The organism is Pedobacter aquae (assembly GCF_008195825.1).
GTDB classification, from domain to species: domain Bacteria; phylum Bacteroidota; class Bacteroidia; order Sphingobacteriales; family Sphingobacteriaceae; genus Pseudopedobacter; species Pseudopedobacter aquae.
Map to the genome: position 1 here is coordinate 1,208,357 of NZ_CP043329.1, position 21,940 is coordinate 1,230,296.

Consider the following 21,940-nt stretch of genomic DNA (forward strand, 5'->3'; position numbering starts at 1 on the left):
TTTTATATAATTCCCTCTTTAAGTAAATCATGCAAATGTATCACACCATTATAGTTATGGTCTTTAGTCACAATAAGCTGTGTAATATTATGCTGTTTCATCAATTTTAATGCATTAACCGCTAATTCATCACTTGCTATGGTTTTTGGTTGAGCATGCATGATGTCTTTGGCAGATAATTCATCAAAGTAAGTAAATTTTTCCATCATTCTTCGTAAATCTCCATCAGTAATTACACCTTTTAATTCATTTTCTAATGTTACAGCAACCACACCAAGTCTTTTTTTCGTGATTTCTAAAATAACTTCTCTAATACTTGCATCAGGATGAACTTCTGGTTTTTCATTTAAAACCGATAAATCTTGTACTTTTAGGTATAAGCGTTTTCCTAACGAACCGCCGGGATGATATTTCGCAAAATCTGCACTGCTAAAAGCTCTGCATTCTAATAAAGCTACTGCCAAAGCATCGCCCATAGCTAACTGGGCGGTGGTGCTGGTAGTAGGGGCTAAATTATGCGGACAAGCCTCTGTTTCTACAGTAACATCTAATTTATAATCAGATTGTTGCGCTAAATAAGATTGCATATCGCCTACAATACAGGCTAGTTTATTGTCTGCTTGTTTCAATAGCGGAATTAAAACTTTAATCTCTGCTGTATTACCACTTTTTGATAAGCATATCACCAAATCATCTTTTTGTATGATGCCTAAATCACCATGAATAGCATCGGCAGCATGCATAAATATAGCGGGCGTTCCGGTAGAGTTAAACGTGGCCACAATTTTTTGTGCGATGATAGCACTTTTACCAACGCCAGTCATAATAACCCTTCCTTTAAGATTTAATATCGCCTCAACAAGATGATAAAAATCATGATTTAATTTATAAGATAAATTTAGAATCGCCTGTGATTCAGTCACTAAGGTTCTTTTGGCTATATCAAGAATTTCTTGAGGTGATTTCAAAATGAAAAAAGTTTAAATTTTAATGTTATATAATCACAAAAATATGTTATTTTGATGTTTAAAATTAGCATAGGTTAATTTTTCCTTAAAAATGCAGATTAAAAAATCATTAATTGATAATTTACAAACGTTTTTTGGCTTTGATAATTTCAAAGGAGACCAGGAAGCTATTATAACCAGTATCTTAGAAAAGAAGGATACCTTTGTTATTATGCCAACTGGAGGCGGTAAATCTATCTGTTACCAGTTACCAGCGCTTATGAGCGAAGGTACAGCAATTGTTATCTCTCCGTTAATTGCCTTGATGAAAAATCAGGTTGACCAATTAAGGGCTTTTGGAGGTTATGATAGTATTGCGCACTTTTTAAATTCATCTTTAACCAAAACAGAAATCACAAAAGTTAAAGAAGATGTAACTGCTGGGCAAACCAAGCTCTTATATGTTGCGCCAGAATCTTTAACAAAACAAGAAAATATAGACTTCTTAAAATCTATAACGGTTTCTTTTGTGGCTGTAGATGAAGCCCATTGTATATCAGAATGGGGACATGATTTTAGACCTGAGTACAGAAAAATCCGTCAGGTAATCAATAATATTAGAGAAAATATACCTGTTATTGCTTTAACGGCAACAGCAACACCAAAGGTACAGCATGATATTCAGAAGAATTTGCAGATGACTAAAGCAAATATCTTCAAATCATCTTTTAACCGCCCTAATCTTTATTACGAGGTAAAACCTAAATCTGATGTTTTAAAAGAAATCATCAGGTATGTAAAAAGCAATCTTGGAAAATCTGGTATTGTTTACTGTTTAAGCCGTAAAAAGGTTGAAGAGGTAGCTAATGCTTTAGAGATAAATGGTGTTAAATCTTTACCCTATCATGCTGGTTTAGACCCTAAAGTAAGAGCCGATACACAAGATAAATTCTTGATGGAAGATGTGGATGTAATAGTGGCTACCATTGCCTTTGGTATGGGTATAGATAAACCTGATGTACGATATGTGATACACCATGATATTCCTAAAAGTATGGAAGGCTATTACCAAGAAACGGGTAGGGCAGGTAGAGATGGAGGAGAAGGGCATTGTTTAGCTTTCTATTCTGATAAAGACGTAGAAAAGCTAGCTAAGTTTATGAAAGATAAGCCTGTTTCTGAAAGAGAAATAGGTACGCAAATATTAAAAGAAGTTATAGATTACTCTGAATCTGCCGTTTGTAGAAGAAAACAAATTCTGCATTATTTTGGAGAAAACTTTAACGAGGCAGGTTGTAACAATATGTGTGATAACTGCCGGGCACAAAAACAATCTTTTAATGCTGAAGAGCATTTAAGTAAAGTGCTAAATATGGTGCAAGAATTTGGCGAAAAGTTTGACGACCATTATGTCATTAACGTATTGATGGGACAAGAAACCGCACAAATTCAGTCTTATAAGCATCACCAATCCTCATATTTTGCTTCTGGCAAAGCAGAAGGCTTATTTTTATGGAAATCTGTTCTTAGACAAGCTGTTTTAAATAATTTCTTAGCTAAAGATGTAGATAATTTTGGTTTGTTAAGGTTAACCAAAAACGGTCAGTCTTACCTTACTAGTCCTTACGCTTTAAGGTTTGTGATGAACAGACCTATGGATATCCCTGAAAAGGATGATGATTCAGCTGTGCAACATGGTAGCGGCGCTTTAGATACGCAGCTCTTGCAGATGTTAAAAGACTTAAGGAAGAAAATCGCTAAGCAAAAAAATCTGCCTCCTTTTGTTATCTTCCAAGATCCATCTTTAGAAGAAATGTGTACGCATTATCCTATCAATATGGATGAGCTGAAACATATCTCTGGCGTTGGTAATGGTAAAGCTTCTAAATTTGGAACTCCTTTTATAGAACTGATCAATAAATATGTTGAAGATAATGATATTGATAGGCCAATAGATTTTGTTGTTAAAACAACAGCTAATAAATCTGCTTTAAAGGTTTCTATCATCCAAAATATTGACAGACAAATTTCTTTAGAAGATATAGCGGCGTCTAAAGGCATTACTTATGAAGAAATACTGAAAGAAGTAGAATCTATTGTAAGTTCTGGTACCAAGTTAAACTTGAACTATTTTATTGATGAGGTTATTGATGAAGATAGACAAGACGAAGTATTTGATTACTTTAAAACCGCAGAAGTAGACTCTATTGATAAAGCTTTAGAAGATTTAGGTTCTGATGATTATAACCGCGAAGAAATACAATTAATGAGAATCAAGTTTATGTCTGAGTTAGGAAACTAAAACATAAACTTATAGCAACATGATGAAACTAGACAAATTAAAACACACCCATACCAACAATTTCTTCTTAATGGCTGGCCCTTGCGCTATAGAAGGTGAGGATATAGCTTTAAGAATAGCTGAAAGAATTGTTGAGCTTACCGATAAGCTGCAAATACCTTTCATTTTTAAAGGTTCTTTTAAAAAAGCCAACCGCTCTAGGGTTGATTCTTTTACGGGCATTGGTGATGAAAAAGCACTAAAAATACTACAAAAAGTTTCTCAAACTTTTGATGTACCTACGGTAACTGATATACACGAAAGTACGGATGCAGCAATGGCCGCAGCTTATGTAGATGTTCTGCAAATACCTGCTTTTTTATGTCGACAAACAGATTTACTGATAGCAGCTGCACAAACAGGCAAATATGTAAATGTTAAAAAGGGACAGTTTTTATCTGCTGGCTCTATGAAATTTGCTGTAGATAAAATTAAAGATGCAGGAAATAATAACGTTATCTTAACAGATAGAGGTAATACCTTTGGATATCAGGATTTAATCGTTGATTTTAGGGGGATACCAGAAATGAGAAGTTTTGATGTGCCTGTGGTGATGGATTGTACACACTCTTTACAGCAGCCCAATCAAACATCGGGGATTACAGGCGGTAAACCTGCCTTAATAGAAACCATTGCTAAAGCTGCTATTGCTGTTGGTGCTGATGGACTTTTTATAGAAACACACCCCGACCCAAAAAATGCCAAATCTGATGGTGCGAATATGTTACCATTAGATTTATTGGAAGATTTGTTAAAGAAATTAATCAGAATTAGAGAAGCTATTATTTAATAGTTTCTCTGATTTCTGTAATCACAAACTCTGTTCTTCTATTGCTAGCCCTTCCTTCAGGCGTAAGATTATCTGCAATAGGATTTGATTCTCCAAAGCCTTTATATTTAATTCTGTTTTCGTTAATTCCAGCTGTTAAAAGATAGTTATAAACAGATTTAGACCTATTTTGAGATAGTAATAAATTAGACTGATTATCGCCTATATCATCTGTAAAGCCTCTTATTTCTATAACCACTTTAGGGTTCTCTGTTAGAAATTCTATTAGTTTTTCAAGTTCTACTTTAGATTCTGTTTTGATGTTAAACTTATTAGAATCAAAGAAAATATTTCTTAAAATAACTTTATTACCTACGGCAATTTTATGTAGAGGAACATCTAAAAAAACAGGTTCGCCAAGTTTATGGTGCTCTACAGAAAAGCTTTCAGAATAAAATAAATAGCCTTTTTTAGAAACATTTAAACTGTATAATTTATCATGGGGTAGGGTAGCCATAAAGGTTCCATCAACTTTATTGGCATAAGAAGCGTAAAGAGAATTTTCTGTTCTTAAATCAATAATATCAACCACGGCATCTAAAGGTTGTTGGGTTTGCGCATCATAAACTTTACCTTTTACATAATTAACCGTTTTAGGTTTTAAAGCATTGGGTAAATCAAAAGAATAAATATCAAAACCACCAAAGCCATTAAAATTATTGGAAGAGAAAAATGCCTTATTTCCAGATGCATTAATGGTTAAACCGCTTTCTTCTCCATACGTATTAATAGGGTAGCCTAAATTTTGGGCATCAGACCAATTACCACTTTTATCTAAACGAGAAATAAAAATATCCTTATTACCTAAACCTACCCAACCGTTAGATGAAAAATACAAAGTTTCATTATCTGGATGAATAAATGGCGATTGCTCATCATAAGGAGTGTTTATTTTAGATCCTAAATTGATAGGATTAGCCCATTTACCATCATCTGTAAGCTCGCTTTTCCAGATATCATAACTTCCAAAACCATCTTCACGGTCACTCACAAAATATAAAGTTCTACCATCTGCAGAAATAGAGGGTTGAGATTCCCAGCCTTTGGTATTGATAGGGTTTCCTAAATTGACAGGCTTACTCCAGCCATCACCTTCTCTTTGTGATACATAAATATCACATCTGCCCAAACCATCTGGTCTGTTGCAGCCTGTAAAAAAAAGAAATTGCCCATCAGGAGAGATACATTGTGCACCTTCATTATAATTAGGCGTATTGATATTGGTACTTAAATAATTTGCTTTTTCCCAGTTAGCATTTTTCTTTTTAGCGATGTAAAAGTCTTCGTTGTTATTAATCTGACGGGTAAAAATTAAAGTATTTTCGTCTGTTGTTAAAGCAGCTAAATATTCTTGATCGCTGGTGTTCACACTCGGACCTAAATTCTCAGGTTTAAAAGAAACCGGATTTTTAAGGGCTAATAGTGCAAAATCACAATCTTTAAGATACTTATTTGTTAAAGCTAACCTTTTAGCTTCTTGTGGCTTAGCTTTAGAAAGATAATGATTTAGGTGGATGATGGCTTCTTTATAATCTCCGGTTTTAATTTCGCATTCGGCTAAATAGAAATACCTTTCTGGGGCAAAATCTGGATGGATAGCAAATGCTTTACGATAGGTAAGTTTAGCGTTAACCAAATCAAAAGTTACCCTGTAAACATCAGCTAATAATAAATAGGCTTCAATAAATTCAGCATCTTGTTTAACAGCATAATTTAGTTCTACTTTTGCTTCTGTAAAACGATTTAAATCTAAGAAATAACTGGCTTTCTCATAACTCCTAATAGCAGTCTTATCTTTTGAGGAATATTTATCCTGTCCAAAGCATAGTATACTTATGCTTAACAATAAGAAACAGCATAAAAATCTCATCTGTATAATTTAAGTTCAGTTAACTAAATTATGTATTATTAGGGGATATTCAAATATTTATGCGTTTGTAAAGATATTTCCCATTTTGGATTATTCTTTACATAATCTATAATTAAAGGAAGCATTTCATTAGCCTTAGACCATTCTGGTTGTAAATACAATTTACAATTGGGGCCAACTAATAAAGCATGTTCCTCTGCCCAGGCAAAATCACTCTTATTAAAAACGATAATTTTGAGCTCATTTGCAAACTTTGCTATAGATGGGTTAGGGGCTTTAAACTTTTTTGGAGATAAGCAAATCCAATCCCAATTGCCAGATAAGGGATAAGCACCAGAAGTTTCAATAAAAGTTAAAATATCGTTTTCTTTTAACTTTTTGGTGAGGTAATCAAGATTGTATAATAAAGGCTCTCCACCAGTAATCACAACTGCTTTACCCGGATATTGCGTTGCATTATTAACAATATCATCACTCGGCGTAAGCGGATGTAAATCAGCATCCCAGCTTTCTTTTACATCACACCAATGGCAACCTACATCACAACCACCTAATCTAATGAAATAGGCCGCTTTACCTGTATTAAATCCTTCGCCTTGTATGGTATAAAACTCTTCCATTAAAGGAAGTAAAGTGCCGTCTTCTGGGATAAAATTCTTCAAGCTAATCTTTTTAATTTTGCAAAGATAATGCTATTTTGCTTAAAAATCCTGTTTTTATAGAGTAGAAGCTAATATGCAGTGGATTAAAGTTTTAGATTACCTTCCAGAACCTGAATCTATGGTACAAATTAAAGTGTACCATAAGAAAATTAATATTACCCAATATCAACATCAATTTTATGCTTTTGCTTCTAAATGCCCACATGCTGGTGCCGATTTAAGTAGTGCTTGGTGCGAGGAAGGTTATATCATTTGCCCCATACATCGTTATGGATATTGTTTAAAAACCGGAAAGGGCAAAATTGGGCAGGGCGATTACCTGAGAACTTATCCTCTAAAAATTGAAGATAATGGCGTTTTATCCAAATAAAAAAACCTTGGTGGATGATATCTTGATTAACATTCAAGAATTTTTCCACAGGAAGAAGCAATTACATCTAATTTATTAACTTCGCAGTTATGCTTTTACATAAGCACTTTCTTTTATAGAATATTTTAAATATGGCCGAAGAAACTGATAATCAAAACGAAAACCAACACGACAAAATTATACCTATTAATATTGAGGAGGAAATGAAGTCAGCATACATTGATTATTCAATGTCTGTTATCGTTTCCAGGGCTTTACCTGATGTAAGAGACGGTTTAAAACCGGTTCACAGAAGGGTATTATTTGGTATGTTAGACTTAGGTTTGGCAAGTAATAAACCTTATAAGAAATCTGCCCGTATTGTGGGTGAGGTATTAGGTAAGTATCACCCACATGGTGATGCATCTGTTTATGATACCATGGTGCGTATGGCACAGCCTTGGTCTTTACGCTATCCTTTGGTAGATGGGCAAGGTAACTTTGGATCTGTAGATGGCGATTCGCCCGCTGCGATGCGTTATACCGAGGCTCGTTTCAAAAAAATGGCAGAAGAGCTATTGGCAGACATCAATAAAGACACCATTGATTTCCGTCTAAATTTTGACGATTCCTTAGAAGAGCCTACTGTTTTACCTTCCAAATTCCCTAACCTTTTGGTTAACGGAGCATCGGGTATTGCTGTTGGTATGGCAACAAATATGCCTCCACACAATTTAAGTGAAATTGTTGATGCTACAGCCGCTTTAATTGATAATAGAGATATCGAGATAAGTGAGCTGATGAAACATGTTAAAGCTCCTGATTTTCCTACCGGAGGCTTTATTTATGGTTATGAAGGCGTAAGAGAAGCTTTTGAAACGGGTAGAGGTAGGGTGATGATGCGTGGTAGAGCAGAAATTGAAACTTTTGGTAACGAAAGAGAGCGTATCATTGTTACAGAAATCCCTTATCAAGTGAATAAGGCGATGATGATTGAGCGTACCGCCGAGTTGGTTAACGAGAAGAAAATTGAAGGTATTTCTGAGATCAGAGATGAGTCTGATAGAGATGGTATGCGTATCGTTTATGAAATTAAACGAGATTCTAACGCAGCTATCGTACTTAACAACCTTTATAAATACACGGCCTTACAAACTTCTTTTAGCGTTAATAACATTGCTTTAGTTAATGGCCGACCAATGCTTTTAAATCTTAAAGATTTAATAAGACATTTTGTTGACCACAGGCATGAGGTTGTTATCAGAAGAACCAAATTTGAGCTAAACGAGGCTCAAAAAAGAGCTCATATTTTAGAAGGTTTATTAATTGCTTTAGACCATTTAGATGAGGTTATAAAATTAATCAGAAGCTCGCAAACGCCAGATGATGCCCGTGAAGGCTTAATCAGTCAGTTTGGTTTAACAGACATTCAGGCAAGAGCTATCTTAGACATGACGCTGCGTCGTTTAACAGGTCTTGAAAGAGATAAGATTAAAGAGGAATATGCGGAGTTGATGAAATTAATTGAGCGTTTACAAGCTATTTTAAATGATGAAGGCTTAAGAATGCAAATTATTAAGGATGAATTAACCGAGATCAAAGAGAAATACGGCGACGAAAGAAGAACAGAAATTGTACACTCTGCAGCTGAACTTTTAACAGAAGATTTCATTGAGGATGAGGATGTTGTAATCACCATCTCAAGAGAAGGTTACATCAAAAGAACTCCTTTAACCGAGTATAGAACACAAGGAAGAGGTGGTAAAGGCTCTATGGGTTCAACCTCAAGGGATGAAGATTTTATTGAGCATATTTTCATCGCATCTAACCATAACTATTTATTATTCTTTACAGATAAAGGTAAATGTTACTGGTTAAGGGTATTTGAAATTCCGGAAGGAACAAGAATAAGCAAAGGAAGAGCACTTCAAAACATCATCAATATTGAAAAAGAAGAAAAGATAAGAGCTTACATTAAAGTTGTTAATCTTAAAGACCAAGACTATCTAGAGAACAATTTCATTATGATGTGCACCAAGAAAGGTACCATTAAGAAAACTACGCTTCAAGCTTACAGTCGCCCAAGAACTAATGGTATAAATGCTATCAATATTAATGATGGTGATGAGCTATTAGAAGCAAACTTAACTACGGGTTCTTCAGAAATTATTATGGCTTTACGTTCTGGTAGAGCAATTAGATTTAATGAATCTACGGTAAGACCAATGGGTAGAACAGCTACCGGTGTAAGAGGTTTAAGACTAGCTCATGATAAAGATGAGGTGGTAGGTATGATTAGTATTGATTCTCCTGAAGCAACCATTTTAGTAGTTTCTGAAAAAGGATACGGTAAACGTACAGATTTAGAAGATTACAGAGTAACCAACCGTGGTGGTAAAGGTGTTAAAACCATTAAAGTAACTGATAAAACTGGCGAACTTGTAGCTATTAAAGACGTTACCGATAAAGATGATTTAATGATTATCAATAAATCAGGTATCGTTATCAGAATTGCGATGAGCCATTTAAGAGTTATGGGACGAGCCACACAAGGGGTAAGGTTGATAAATCTTAAAGCTAATGATGAGATTGCTTCTGTTGCTAAAGTAGAGCATGATGAAACAGCTGAGGAAGATACTGACGCAATTGTAACGGATATTGAAGTTATTGAAGCAGATCTTGCTGATGAAGATATAGACGAGGATGATGACGATGCAGTTGAAGACGAAGGAGAAGAAACAGCAGAATAAATAAAATAATTAATCGTTTAACATATACAATTAATCATAAAATGAAAAAACTATTATCGAGCCTTGTAGCATTAAGTCTTTGTACAGTTGTTATGGCTCAAAAATCTGAAATTAGTGCTGCAAAAAACACTTATGCAATTTTTGAAGTAGGTACGCAAACAAAAGCCTCAGCAAAGAAGCAATTAGAAACTTTAAACACAGCTAAAGCATCTATTGACAAAGCCACGGTTCATGAAAAAACTTTAAACGCTCCGGATGCTTGGGGTTATAAAGCTTTAATTTACTCGGCTATTGCTGTAACAGATACTGTTAATATGAGTAATGCTGATGCTGCTTTTAAAACAGCACAAGAGGCTATTGCAAAAGCTAAAGAGTTAGATAAAGAAGGAAAAGAGAAAAACAACATCGAAAGTTCTGAAAGAAACCTTTCTATTGTGATGCAAAACAGAGGTGTTTCTGCATTCAATAAAAAAGATTATAAAACAGCTTATACTTCTTTCAAGTACATCTCTGATGTAATGCCTAAAGACTCTTTATTTAGCATGTATACTGCAATTGCAGCTAACAGTGCCCAAATGACAGATGAGGCTATCAAGTATTACAATAAAACCTTAGAATTAAATACTAAAAACCCTTCTTTATACCAAGAGTTAGGTCGTTTATATATGGCTAAAGCCGATACTAATAGTGCTTTAAAAGTTATTGAAGCAGGTAGAGCAGTTCATCCAAACAACTTGAACTTGATTTACGATGAGTTGAATGTTTATTTAGCAAGAGGCCAAGCAAACAAGCAAATTTCTAAGATTGAAAGCGCTATTGCTCAAGAGCCTAAAAATAAAACCTTACATTTTGTTGCTGGTGTAGCATATGCTTCTAATAAACAATTAGATAAAGCAGAAGAAGCTTATAATAAAGCTTTAGAAATAGATCCATCTTATGCTGATGCTGTTTATAACCTTGCAGTTATTTATATTGATAAAGGAAATGCTTTTATTAACCAAGCTAACGCCTTACCTAATAATAAAGGTACTGAAGCAAAATATAACGCTTTAAAAAGTCAATTTAACGCTCAATTAACTAAAGCGGCTCCATTATTAGAGAAAGCAAGAGAATTGAATCCTAAAGATAGAAACGTGGCTAAAGCGCTAAGAGAAGTTTATGTAAAACTAAATAAGTTAGACAAAGCTGCTGAATTGAAAAAGCAATTAGACCAAATGTAAAAGAGTCTTTCTTTTAAAAATTACAACAAATAGCTCGCAATTTGCGAGCTATTTGTTTTTAAAAGCTTATTTTTTTAATGAAATATCATTTATTTTGGCTTTTAATTGCAATTTTATTTGGATTGATTTTGAGATTAACGTAATTTTCGCCCAATTATGTTTACACTAAGACCTCAACTAAATTCCAAAGAGACTGTATTTAAAAACGAAATCACTACAAAGTTCGAATTATACAACAGTCTTTTCCTCACGCTACCATTTTATCGTGTAAAAAATACAGGTTTAGCACTTCCTTATTTCTTTGCGCATTGCGAGAGTGGAGTAGAAGAAAAACAAAGACCTGATGATATTATAGAGTCTTTCTTTGCTAAACAAAAAGGTATTACAGACCAACATGAAATTACCGACTTACTTTTTAGATTTATTCAATACATAGAAAGGCAAGTTGTACTTTTTGATGCTGTGGAAGATGCTGCTTTTGTGAAGACAAGATCTAACGAAGACTTAAGCTCTTTAAGTACCTTAATGAGCAGTGCTTTAGAAGATGAAGAGCTGTACAAACGTATTCAGGATTGTTTAAGAGAATTTAAATTGAGATTGGTTTTAACAGCACACCCAACTCAGTTTTATCCAGGTCCGGTATTAAGTATCATGACAGACTTAACCGAGGCTATCAAAAATAATGATGTTAATGCTATCAATCTTCTTTTACAACAGTTGGGTAAAACACCTTTCTTCAAGAAGAAAAAGCCAACCCCGGTTGATGAAGCGGTTAGCTTAAATTGGTATTTAGAAAATATACTTTACCAAACAGCATCAGACGTACACAATAACCTAGAGGAAGTTTTTAAACTTAATTTAGGAAACCATAGTTTAATAGAATTAGGTTTTTGGCCTGGAGGCGATAGAGATGGAAATCCTTTCGTAACAGCCGAAACAACGAAACAAGTATCTGTTTTCTTAAGACAAGCACTTTTTAGATGCTATTACAGAGATTTTAAGAAACTAAAACGTAGAATTACTTTTAACGGTACCGAGCAATCTTTAGAAGAGTTAGAAAACCTTATCTATAATAATGCTTACCAGCAAAATACATCTTGCTTAAACATTAAAGAAACCTTATTAAGCAATTTAAGAAAAGTTAAAGAGGTTCTTGTTAATCATCACGATAGTTTGTTTATTGAGCTTGTTGATGATATGATTTGGAAGGTTAAGCTTTTCGGTTGCCATTTTGCTTCTTTAGACATCAGACAAGACAGTCGTATTTTACGTAAGCTATTTAAAGAGTGTATAGAATCAAAAGAGTTAAAAGGTCTTTTACCAGAAAACTATTTTGATTTAAGTGAAGAAGAAAAAATAGCTGCAATACCTTTAAACGAAGCCGATTTTACCAATTACAGCTCTTTTGAAGAGCTAAGTAAAGATGCTTTAGATGTTATCCGTTTAATTAAAAAAATGCAAACAGATAATGGAAAAAGAGCTTGCCATAGGTTTATCATTAGTAATTGCCAAAAAGCATCTGATATTCTTCAGTTAAAACAACTATTCTTATGGAGTGGTTGGAAAGCAGAAGAACTAGATGTAGACTTTGTACCACTTTTTGAAACTATCGACGATTTAAAGTTTGCCGATAACGTGATGGAAAGTTTATATACGCATACTATTTATAACCAACATCTTGAAATTAGAAAGAAACGTCAGGTTATTATGCTGGGTTTCTCTGATAGCACCAAAGATGGCGGTTATTTGATGGCCAACTATTCTATTTTCTACGCAAAATCTAGCTTAACAGCTGTTTCTAGAAAGTACGATATTGATTTAGCCTTTTTTGATGGCAGAGGAGGGCCACCAGCAAGGGGTGGAGGTAAAACTCATAAATTCTATGCTTCATTTGGAAAAGATATCGCTAACAAGCAAATCCAAATGACGGTACAAGGCCAAACCATTAGTTCGCATTACGGAACTTATGAAAGCTCTACCAATAACATGGAGCAATTGATTCATGCTGGTATTAATTCTGCTCTAGAAAAACAAGGTAGCAATACTATGAATGATGATGAGAAAGTACTTTTCTCTCAAATGGCAGAAATAAGTTATCATGCGTTCATGGATTTAAGGAAACATCCTTTATTCTTGAAATTTATGGAGGTACAAACTCCATTAAAAATGCTATCTCAAATCAATATCAGTAGTAGACCAGTAAAAAGAAACTCTGATGCAGAATTGAAATTGGAGGATTTAAGAGCTATTAGCTTTGTTACTTCATGGAGTCAGGCTAAATTAAACATCCCAGGTTTCTATGGTGTGGGTACAGCTTTAAAGACTTTGAAAGAATCTGGACAGTGGGAGCAAGTAAAAAGCTTGTATAAAAACTCTGGTTTCTTTAAAACGGTTGTGGATAATTGTATGATGTCTATGAGCAAAGCTGATTTTAGATTAACCGAGTATTTATCTGAGGATGCTACATTTGGCGATTTCTGGAAAGGTATGAAGGCTGAATTTGACCTTACCCAAAGTTTATTATTAGAACTCTCTAATACAGAAACGTTGATGGAAAATTATCCGACAGATAAGCGCTCTATCTCTTTAAGAGAAAAAATTGTATTGCCTTTAGTTATCATCCAAAGATATGCTATTATCAAATCCTTATCAGATGATGTTTCTGATGCGCAAAAACTGATTTATAACAAGCTTATACTAAGAACCCTTTATGGTATTGTAAATGCAGCCAGAAACTCTGCATAACACATAAAAAACGTTAAGTGAGCCTTCTGCAAAAGCAGAGGGCTTTTTTTATGACCTTTTTCTTTGGAATAGTAATTGTTTTTAAAAAATAAAACAGCTACTATGAGATCTATCTGGAATGGCACCATTGCCTTTGGTTTAGTAAATATTCCTATCAAGCTATACTCGGCTATAGACAATAGCACTTTAGATTTAGATATGTTGGATAGTCGAGACCATGCCCGTATTCGCTTTTTACGAGTTAATGAGAAGACAAAGAAAGAAGTCCCTTATGAAAAGATAGTTAAAGGATTTTTCTTGAAAGATGATTATATCATTCTAGAAGATCAAGATTTTGAAGATGCAAGTCCGGATAAAACCAAAACTATTGATATTCAAACATTTGTAAAAGCAGCAGAAATTAACCCGATGTTGTTTGAAACTTCCTATTACGCTGAGGCCACTAAACAAGGGCAAAAAGCTTATGCTTTACTTTTAAACGCTTTAAAAAAGACAAAAATGGCAGGCGTAGGGCAGTTTGTATTGAGGCAAAAGGAGAATTTATGCATCATACATCCACAAGACAATGTTATTGTAATTTCCAGAATACGCTTTGCACAAGAAATAAAAGACACATCAGAAATCAACACTCCTGATGATTTGAAAATCCCTAAAAAAGAACTAGATGTAGCTTTAGCTTTAATAAAACAATATACTGCCGATTTTAATATCGATAAATATAAAGACACCTATACCGCAGAACTTTTAAAAATTATAAAAGCAAAAGCTAAAGGAAAACGACCAACCATCAAAAAATTGAAACCAAAAAAAGCTAAAAGTGATGATTTGTACGAACAATTATTAGAAAGCTTGAATAAGAAAGGAGCGTAAAATGTCTTTAACAAAGTATCAGGAAAAAAGAAATTTTGAGCAAACTACAGAACCCAAATCTCAGAAAAAGACAACTGGAAAAACATTAAGTTTTGTAGTACAAAGACATCATGCATCGCACTTACATTATGATTTTAGGTTAGAAATAGATGGTGTTTTAAAAAGTTGGGCAGTTCCTAAAGGTCCGTCTTTAAACCCCAAAGATAAACGTTTAGCCATGATGGTAGAAGACCATCCTTACGATTATAAAAACTTTGAAGGCGAAATTCCTAAAGGAAATTATGGCGCTGGTACAGTTTATATTTTTGATGAAGGGAACTATCAATCTTTATCAAAAACCAGAAAAGAAGATGAAAAAGAACTAAAAAAAGGTTTAGCCGCTGGTAGCCTAAAATTTAAACTGAATGGTAAAATTCTTAAAGGAGAATTTGCCTTGGTTAAGCTTAAAAACTCTGAACAAAATGCGTGGTTACTCATCAAACATCAAGATGAATTTTCTGTAAATAAGCGTTTTAATATCGAAAATCTTATCCCTAAAGAGGTTATCAAAGCAGGTAAGGATTTTAAAAAGCAAAAGCCAGAAAAGAAACATCAACCAAAAGAAAGAGAAAAAATAGTTGAAGAGCATGGCTATTCACCCATGTTGGCCAAATTATCAGACCATATTTTTAAGGATAAAAACTGGCTTTTCGAAAGGAAAATAGATGGTTACCGGATTATTGCTAGCACTGGCGAAAAAATCTCATTAACCTCAAGAAATGGGATTGATTATACTTCAAAGTATCAACAAATTAGTAATAACCTCAAAGAAATATCTGCTGATGCCATTTTAGATGGAGAAATTATTGCCGAAAATAAAGCTGGAGTACACCAGTTTCAGTGGCTACAACATTTTGATACGAATTCTAAAGGACTTACGCTTAAATATTATGTGTTTGATATTTTAAAACTCCATGGAAATGAACTTCTAGATATGCCTCTTTTAAAAAGGAAAGAACTTTTAAAAGTGTTGATAGAGAAGTATAAAGCTGAAAATATTGTATTTAACGATTATACTTTGACTGATGGCGAAAAGCTTTTTGAAGAAGCCAAAAAGCAAAAATGGGAGGGAGTGATTGCCAAAAGAATTGATGATGAATATTATCCTGGTAAAAGAACCGACTCTTGGTTGAAAATTAAATTGAGTAACAGCCAAGAAGCTATTATTTGCGGCTTTACAAAACCAGCCGGAAGTAGAAAGTATTTTGGAGCTTTAGTTTTAGGGATGTATGATGATAATCAAGAGCTTAGCTATATAGGAAATTGTGGTACAGGCTTTAATGATGAAACTTTGAAAAATCTTCATCAACAAATGGAAGCTATTATTACTTCAGAAAAGCCTTTTACTGATCAAGTAAATATGGAAAGTAAGGTAACTTGGGTAAAACCTCAACTCATTTGTGAAGTAAATTATACCGAATGGACTTTAGATCATCACCTAAGGCATCCTGTTTTTAAAGGATTAAGATTAGATAAGGAAATGGAAGATGTAAAAGAAGAAAAAGTTTCTAAAAGCGAAGAAACTAAAATTTTTGGAACTAAAAAGGTGAAATTGACTAATTTGGATAAGTTATATTGGCCTAAGGAAAAAATAACCAAAGGAGAGCTGCTAAATTATTATGAAAGTATTGCCGATTATATTTTACCTTATTTAAAAGATAAGCCACTTTCTTTAAACAGACACCCAAACGGAATCACTAAACCTGGCTTTTATCAAAAAGATGTAGACTTAGAGCAGATTCCGAAATGGGCAAAAACAGCTCAAATACATTCTGAAAGCAATAATAAAGAGATTGATTATCTGGTATGTAACGATAAAGCATCATTATTATACATGGTAAATTTAGGTTGTATAGAGATAAACCCATGGTTAAGCACTTATAAAAAGCCAGAAAATCCAGAATATATGGTGATAGATTTAGACCCCGATAAAAATAATTTCAAAGAAGTTGTACAGGTAGCTTTAGCAGTAAAAGAAGTTTATGACGAGATGAATATTAAAAGCTTTGTAAAAACTTCTGGTTCTAGCGGTATTCATATTTTTATTTACTTGGCAGCAAAATATTATTATAAAATTGTAAAGAACTTTGCTGAATTTATTGCGCAAAAGGTACATGAAAAAACATCAGAAATTACCAGTTTAGAAAGAAGTCCTTCTAAAAGAAAAAACTTAATTTACATAGATTACTTGCAAAACAGAAGAGGACAAACCATAGCAGCACCATATTCTGTAAGACCAAAACCTGGTGCAACAGTTTCTTTACCATTAAGTTGGGATAAAGTAAATAAAAACTTAGATATGAGAGATTATCATATCAAAAATGTTTTAAAGCTTATAAAAGATAGAGAAGACCCATGGCGAGATATTAAAAATAACAAAATAGACATTTTAAAGACACTTAAAACTCTTAAATAGCTGTTTTTTTTTATTATATTTTGCCTCATGAGGGTTTTATTTGCTATAACGACTATTATTTTCATCTTCTTAGCTAAAGAGGGTTTAGCCAATACGCATAAAAAACAAACTTCTTTAAAAAAGAAAGAATACTTTTTGGGTTATAAGCATCAAAAAGAACATCATGAGAGTCATAAAGCTTTAATTCTAGATAATGATATTGATAAAAATATTGCAATAAGGAAAAACAATAGACCACTTGTTGCTTCTTATTTAAATAAATCTTCCATCAATTTTGAAAATAGTTTTGAAAGCAAAATAAACAATGTTGTTATAAGGCATACAAGATCCAAACATCATTATATATCTCAGTTATTGTTTCCATATCATAGTTTTCTCGAACAGCTTACTTAAAGCGTTAAGAATTCTATTTTAATAATAATACAGATATATTTATGATACACTTACCAAATTTAATTACCGATTTAGGACTTATATTAGGCGCTGGAGCCATTATTACGCTTATATTCAAATACTTAAAACAACCTTTAGTTTTAGGTTACCTTATTGCCGGATTTCTAGTAGGCCCACACTTTTCATTATTTCCCACCATTGTAGAAACAGAAAACGTAGCTGTATGGGCAGAAATAGGTGTAATTATTCTCTTATTTAGCTTAGGGTTAGAATTTAGCTTCAAAAAGCTGATGAAAGTAGGGGGTTCTGCTTCTATAACTGCTATAACAGAAGTAGTGGTGATGCTTTTGTTAGGTTATTTTACAGGAAAAGCTTTTGGCTGGTCTACCATGGATAGTATTTTTCTTGGCGGTATACTTTCAATATCGTCAACAACTATTATCATTAGAGCCTTTGAAGAACTAGGAGTAAAGGGACAAAAATTTGCAGGCTTAGTATTTGGAGTACTTGTGGTAGAAGATTTGGTTGCTGTAGTGCTTTTGGTTTTACTATCTACATTAGCAGTTAGTCAGCAATTTGCAGGCTCAGAAATGCTATTTTCTATATTAAAGCTTATCTTCTTTTTAGTGATTTGGTTTGTACTAGGCATATTCTTTTTACCAAGTTTTTTAAAAAAAATTAAACCATTAATAAGCGAAGAAATGTTGCTGATTATTTCTTTGGCATTATGCTTTTTAATGGTGATTGCAGCAACAAAAGTTGGTTTCTCTCCGGCTTTAGGGCATTCATCATGGGCTCAATATTAGCAGAAACCAGCCAGGGTAAAAAAATAGAACATTTAGTAATGCCTATTAAGGATTTATTTGGCGCAGTATTTTTTGTTTCCGTTGGGATGTTGATAGACCCGGCCATGTTAGCAGAACATGCTTTACCTGTAATAATTATTGTTTTAGTAACCATATTAGGAAAAATATTTAGCTCTTCATTAGGAGCTTTAGCATCAGGGCAACCTTTAAAAACATCAGTTCAAACCGGTTTTAGCTTGGCACAAATAGGGGAGTTTTCTTTCATTATTGCCACTTTAGGAGTAACACTAAACGTAACAAGCTCATTTTTATACCCAATTGCGGTAGCAGTATCCGCTATTAGTACTTTTACCACGCCATATCTTATCAAATTATCTTTTCCCTTTTATAATTGGTTAAATAAGGTTTTACCATCAAAATGGATAGAGAATTTAAATAAATATAGTTCTGCTACCCAAAGCGTTACTACAGTTTCTAATTGGCAATTATTTGTAAATCATACACGGCCAATACTTTAATCCACTTTAGCATAAGCTTAGCTATTATTTTACTGTCTTCTAATTATTTAAGTCCGTTTATACAAGGTAAAACAGAAAATGCGGTTTGGAGCAATATTGCATCATTGGTTATTACCATCATTGTTTTATCACCATTTTTATACGCCTTAAGCTTTAGAAATCTCTATAATGGGGTAGTGGTTGAGTTAAAAAATGAGCGCTTATACCGCAACTTAGTTTTAGTAATGCGCTTATTTAGGCTTTTATTATCTGCTGCATTAATCATTACTTTACTAAATAATTTACTTTCTGTAACGGTTGCACTTTATGCTGCATTGTTTATAATCGTGGTATTATTTATTTTCTGGAAGCAGGTTCAAAATGTGTATCTAAAATTAGAAATGCTATTCTTAAAAAATTATCATGATGAAGAGCAACAACCAAAAAAGAGCAACAAATATTAGCACCATGGGATGCCCACTTTACAGAAATAGAAGTTAAACCAGAGTCGCCAGCTGTAGGAAAGACCTTAATGGAGTTAAAATGGCGTGAAAGGGCCGGTATAAATGTAGCTATGATAAACAGAGGAAGTATAACCATCCATTCGCCAGAAAGTAATACTATTATTTATCCAGGTGATATTTTAAATATTATTGGTACTGATACGCAAATCAGGAAACTAAGCTCTATCATTAGGCCAGATAAAAAAACTATCGAACAGCAAGATAATTATCAACCTAAATTACATAAGCTATTGGTGAGAAAGAATTCATTTCTAGAAGGTAAATCTTTAAAAGAATCAAAAATTAAAGATTTAACCGATGGAATTGTTGTAGGTATAGAAAGGAACGCCGAGCGTATTGTAAACCCAGAATCTAATTGGGTATTTCAAGAAAATGATATGGTTTGGATTGTAGGAGATAGCGCTAAAATACAATCAACTTTATAATAATAGGTACTTCCCTTAAAGGGAGGTTATTTTATTACTTAACATAATGTTAATTATAAGACATAAATATCTATCGGTTTTTTAGGAAAGTCTAATGGATACAAGTTTATCTAAACGTTCTTATCCAAAGTTCTTCAACTTTGGTACGAGCCCAATCTGTTTTTCTAAGAAATTTTAAACTAGATTTAACACTTGGATTTTCATTAAAACATTTAATCTTAATTTTTAATCCAAGTGCTGGCCATCCGTAAAAATCAACCAAATCATTTAGAATAGCTTCTAAAGTTCTGCCATGTAACGGATTGTTTGGTTGCTTCTCCATAGCTGTTAAATGCTAATCTTTTCGAAATAGATATTTAGCTCTTTTTCTAAAGCTGTAATTTTCTCTAATTCTGATGGCGCTACAAATGCCAAGGAAAGTCCTTTATTTCCGGCTCTGGCAGTTCTTCCGCTACGGTGCGTAAAATATTCTAGCTGCTCTGGTAATTGGTAATGAATAACGTAAGATAAATTACTAACGTCTATTCCTCTGGCAGAAATATCTGTAGCTATTAAAACTTGTAATCTTTCGCTTTTAAAAGCTCGCATTACTTTTTCGCGGTCTCTTTGTCCTAAATCTCCGTGTATAGACTCTACCTTTAAATTTTTGGCTAATAATTGTTTAGCAAGCGTTTGCGCACCAGCTTTTGTTTTACAAAATACAATGCCACGCTTATCATCGTTATTCTTAATAAAACTCTGTAAAAGATTTGGCTTGTCTTTAATATCACAAATCACATATTGATGTTTAATGGCTGTATTCATCACATCTTTATGGTCAACTTCAATTTTATAAGCATCATCAGCCATATAATCGCTTATAATTTGCTTAATAGCTGATGGTATGGTTGCAGAAAAAAGCCAAATATTTCTATCTATTTGTGCGGTATGACTTAAGATTTTATCAATATCTGGCTTAAAGCCCATACTTAACATTTCATCGGCCTCATCCAAAATAATAGTTTTAACTTCTTTTAAATCAACTGCTTTACGCTCTAATAAATCTATTAATCGACCAGGTGTTGCTACTAAAATTTGCGTTGGGCGTTTTAATCTACCTATTTGGATATCAATTTTTTCGCCACCGTAAACGGCTTCAACAAAAATCTTTTTGCTTACGTATTTGGTGAATTTAAAAAGCTGTTTGGCTATTTGCTGCCCTAATTCTCTGGTTGGACAAATGATAATGGCTTGAATGCTTTTTTGTTCTGGATTTACCAATTGTAATAATGGTAAACCAAATGCTGCTGTTTTTCCGGTTCCGGTTTGTGCTTGGCCAATAAAATCTGTTTTATCTTTTAATAAAACAGGAATTGCTTGCGTTTGGATTACCGTTGGCGTGTTTATGTGTAATTCATCAAGGGCTTGTATAAGCTCTTGATGAATTCCTAAATCTTTAAAATTGCTCAAAATATGATATTTAAGCAGGCAAAGTTAAGCTTATTTATAGGTTTATGCTATTTTAAGACATATTCTATGCCTCCGGTTAAATGTTTTAGAAATAATTCGTCTTCAAAATCTTCTATCGTGTGGCCCAAACCAGTATAAAAAACTTTTCCGCCATCAAATTCATGATACCACGCCATCGGATGAAAATCGGGCATTTTACCACCAGTATAGCTCTTTTCATCAACCGTCATGATTACTTTTACATCTTTATTGAAATCTTTAAAATTATACCATTCGTCTGTATGCATCCAAGGGTTTGGTAAATCTTTTGTTGCAGGATGATTTGCATCTAAAATATCAAGTTTAGCTTCTTGAACTTTAGGATGCCCAGCAAAAAAGCCGCCAACAAGCTTACCATACCATTCCCAGTCGTAGTTACAATCTGTAGCTGCATGTACACCAACAAAGCCCCCTCCTCTATTGATATATTTTTTAAAAGCAGCTTTCTGAGCATCATCAAATAATGACTTTCCGGTAGGATTCAAAAACAATAATACTTTAAATTGCTTCAGATTTTTATCATTAAAATCTGCTGGATTTTCTGAATGTACAATGGTATAACCTTTTTCTTTTCCTATTTTTTTGATGGCTTCTAAACCAGGTTCAATACTTTTATGTCTAAATCCTTTGGTACAAGAAAAAACTAATATTTTAACCTCTTTCTTTTTGGCAATAAAACTGCTTAGCGATAAGAAAAATGCAGTAAGGATTAGGCCTGTAATTAAATTTTTCATTTATAAGGTTTTATGGTTTAATAACACAAAGGAAT

The 21,940-nt window shown here is 33.4% G+C and carries 17 protein-coding genes and 1 pseudogene; 12 read left to right on the forward strand and 6 right to left on the reverse strand.

The window, feature by feature from the left end:
• Window positions 1–2: 2 nt before the first annotated feature.
• Complete coding sequence (locus FYC62_RS05305) at window positions 3–968, reverse strand: KpsF/GutQ family sugar-phosphate isomerase (protein ID WP_149074201.1); 966 nt, start codon at window positions 966–968, stop codon at window positions 3–5.
• 91 nt (window positions 969–1,059) lie between these two features.
• Here FYC62_RS05305 and recQ point away from each other — a divergent pair, with 91 nt between their 5' ends.
• Together recQ and kdsA are read left to right on the forward strand one after the other, a co-directional pair.
• Complete coding sequence (recQ, locus tag FYC62_RS05310; RefSeq protein ID WP_149074202.1) at window positions 1,060–3,249, forward strand: DNA helicase RecQ; 2,190 nt, start codon at window positions 1,060–1,062, stop codon at window positions 3,247–3,249.
• A 22-nt stretch (window positions 3,250–3,271) separates the two neighbouring features.
• The gene (gene kdsA, locus FYC62_RS05315) at window positions 3,272–4,078 is read left to right on the forward strand and encodes a 3-deoxy-8-phosphooctulonate synthase (protein WP_205943838.1); all 807 of its coding nucleotides are present in this window, start codon (window positions 3,272–3,274) and stop codon (window positions 4,076–4,078) included.
• Here kdsA and FYC62_RS05320 read toward each other — a convergent pair.
• A complete protein-coding gene (locus FYC62_RS05320; RefSeq protein WP_149074204.1) occupies window positions 4,071–5,987 on the reverse strand; it encodes an OmpA family protein in 1,917 nt (638 codons plus the stop codon). The genes kdsA and FYC62_RS05320 overlap by 8 nt on opposite strands.
• A 38-nt stretch (window positions 5,988–6,025) precedes the next feature.
• Complete coding sequence (locus FYC62_RS05325) at window positions 6,026–6,649, reverse strand: 7-carboxy-7-deazaguanine synthase QueE (protein WP_237612940.1); 624 nt, start codon at window positions 6,647–6,649, stop codon at window positions 6,026–6,028.
• 73 nt (window positions 6,650–6,722) lie between these two features.
• Here FYC62_RS05325 and FYC62_RS05330 point away from each other — a divergent pair, with 73 nt between their 5' ends.
• From FYC62_RS05330 to FYC62_RS17445, 10 genes and pseudogenes are all read left to right on the forward strand, one after another.
• Window positions 6,723–7,019: a Rieske (2Fe-2S) protein gene (locus FYC62_RS05330; RefSeq protein ID WP_149074205.1), complete on the forward strand. Its 297-nt coding sequence runs from the start codon at window positions 6,723–6,725 to the stop codon at window positions 7,017–7,019.
• A 131-nt stretch (window positions 7,020–7,150) separates the two neighbouring features.
• Window positions 7,151–9,748 carry a DNA gyrase subunit A gene (gene gyrA / locus FYC62_RS05335; protein WP_039452596.1) on the forward strand — a complete coding sequence of 866 codons (2,598 nt, stop codon included), beginning with the start codon at window positions 7,151–7,153 and terminating at the stop codon, window positions 9,746–9,748.
• 41 nt (window positions 9,749–9,789) lie between these two features.
• Window positions 9,790–10,968, forward strand: a complete 1,179-nt coding sequence (locus FYC62_RS05340) for a tetratricopeptide repeat protein (protein ID WP_149074206.1) — start codon at window positions 9,790–9,792, stop codon at window positions 10,966–10,968.
• 156 nt (window positions 10,969–11,124) lie between these two features.
• Complete coding sequence (locus tag FYC62_RS05345) at window positions 11,125–13,713, forward strand: phosphoenolpyruvate carboxylase (RefSeq protein ID WP_149074207.1); 2,589 nt, start codon at window positions 11,125–11,127, stop codon at window positions 13,711–13,713.
• Between the two features lie 102 nt (window positions 13,714–13,815).
• A complete protein-coding gene (ku, locus tag FYC62_RS05350) occupies window positions 13,816–14,583 on the forward strand; it encodes a non-homologous end joining protein Ku (RefSeq protein ID WP_149074208.1) in 768 nt (255 codons plus the stop codon).
• Window position 14,584: 1 nt separating this feature from the next.
• Entirely contained in the window at window positions 14,585–17,038 is a 2,454-nt protein-coding gene (gene ligD, locus FYC62_RS05355) for a DNA ligase D (RefSeq protein WP_149074209.1), read from the forward strand.
• Window positions 17,039–17,065: 27 nt separating this feature from the next.
• The gene (locus tag FYC62_RS05360; RefSeq protein ID WP_149074210.1) at window positions 17,066–17,431 is read left to right on the forward strand and encodes a hypothetical protein; all 366 of its coding nucleotides are present in this window, start codon (window positions 17,066–17,068) and stop codon (window positions 17,429–17,431) included.
• Window positions 17,432–17,472: 41 nt separating this feature from the next.
• A pseudogene (locus FYC62_RS17435) lies at window positions 17,473–18,755 on the forward strand (cation:proton antiporter).
• Window positions 18,716–19,198 carry a hypothetical protein gene (locus tag FYC62_RS17440; protein WP_240534820.1) on the forward strand — a complete coding sequence of 161 codons (483 nt, stop codon included), beginning with the start codon at window positions 18,716–18,718 and terminating at the stop codon, window positions 19,196–19,198. Before FYC62_RS17435 ends, FYC62_RS17440 begins: the two are co-directional and overlap by 40 nt.
• A 26-nt stretch (window positions 19,199–19,224) precedes the next feature.
• Window positions 19,225–19,683, forward strand: a complete 459-nt coding sequence (locus FYC62_RS17445) for a cation:proton antiporter regulatory subunit (protein ID WP_262713585.1) — start codon at window positions 19,225–19,227, stop codon at window positions 19,681–19,683.
• Window positions 19,684–19,789: 106 nt separating this feature from the next.
• On the opposite strand, the gene FYC62_RS05370 is transcribed toward FYC62_RS17445, so the two are convergent.
• From FYC62_RS05370 to FYC62_RS05380, 3 genes are read right to left on the reverse strand one after another with little or no spacing between them, the layout of a single operon-like run.
• Window positions 19,790–20,005 (reverse strand): VF530 family protein, encoded by a 216-nt coding sequence (locus FYC62_RS05370; RefSeq protein ID WP_039452572.1) that lies wholly within the window; start codon window positions 20,003–20,005, stop codon window positions 19,790–19,792.
• Window positions 20,006–20,010: 5 nt separating this feature from the next.
• Window positions 20,011–21,132 carry a DEAD/DEAH box helicase gene (locus tag FYC62_RS05375; RefSeq protein ID WP_149074211.1) on the reverse strand — a complete coding sequence of 374 codons (1,122 nt, stop codon included), beginning with the start codon at window positions 21,130–21,132 and terminating at the stop codon, window positions 20,011–20,013.
• Between the two features lie 47 nt (window positions 21,133–21,179).
• Window positions 21,180–21,905 carry a ThuA domain-containing protein gene (locus FYC62_RS05380; RefSeq protein ID WP_149074212.1) on the reverse strand — a complete coding sequence of 242 codons (726 nt, stop codon included), beginning with the start codon at window positions 21,903–21,905 and terminating at the stop codon, window positions 21,180–21,182.
• Window positions 21,906–21,940 lie beyond the last annotated feature (35 nt).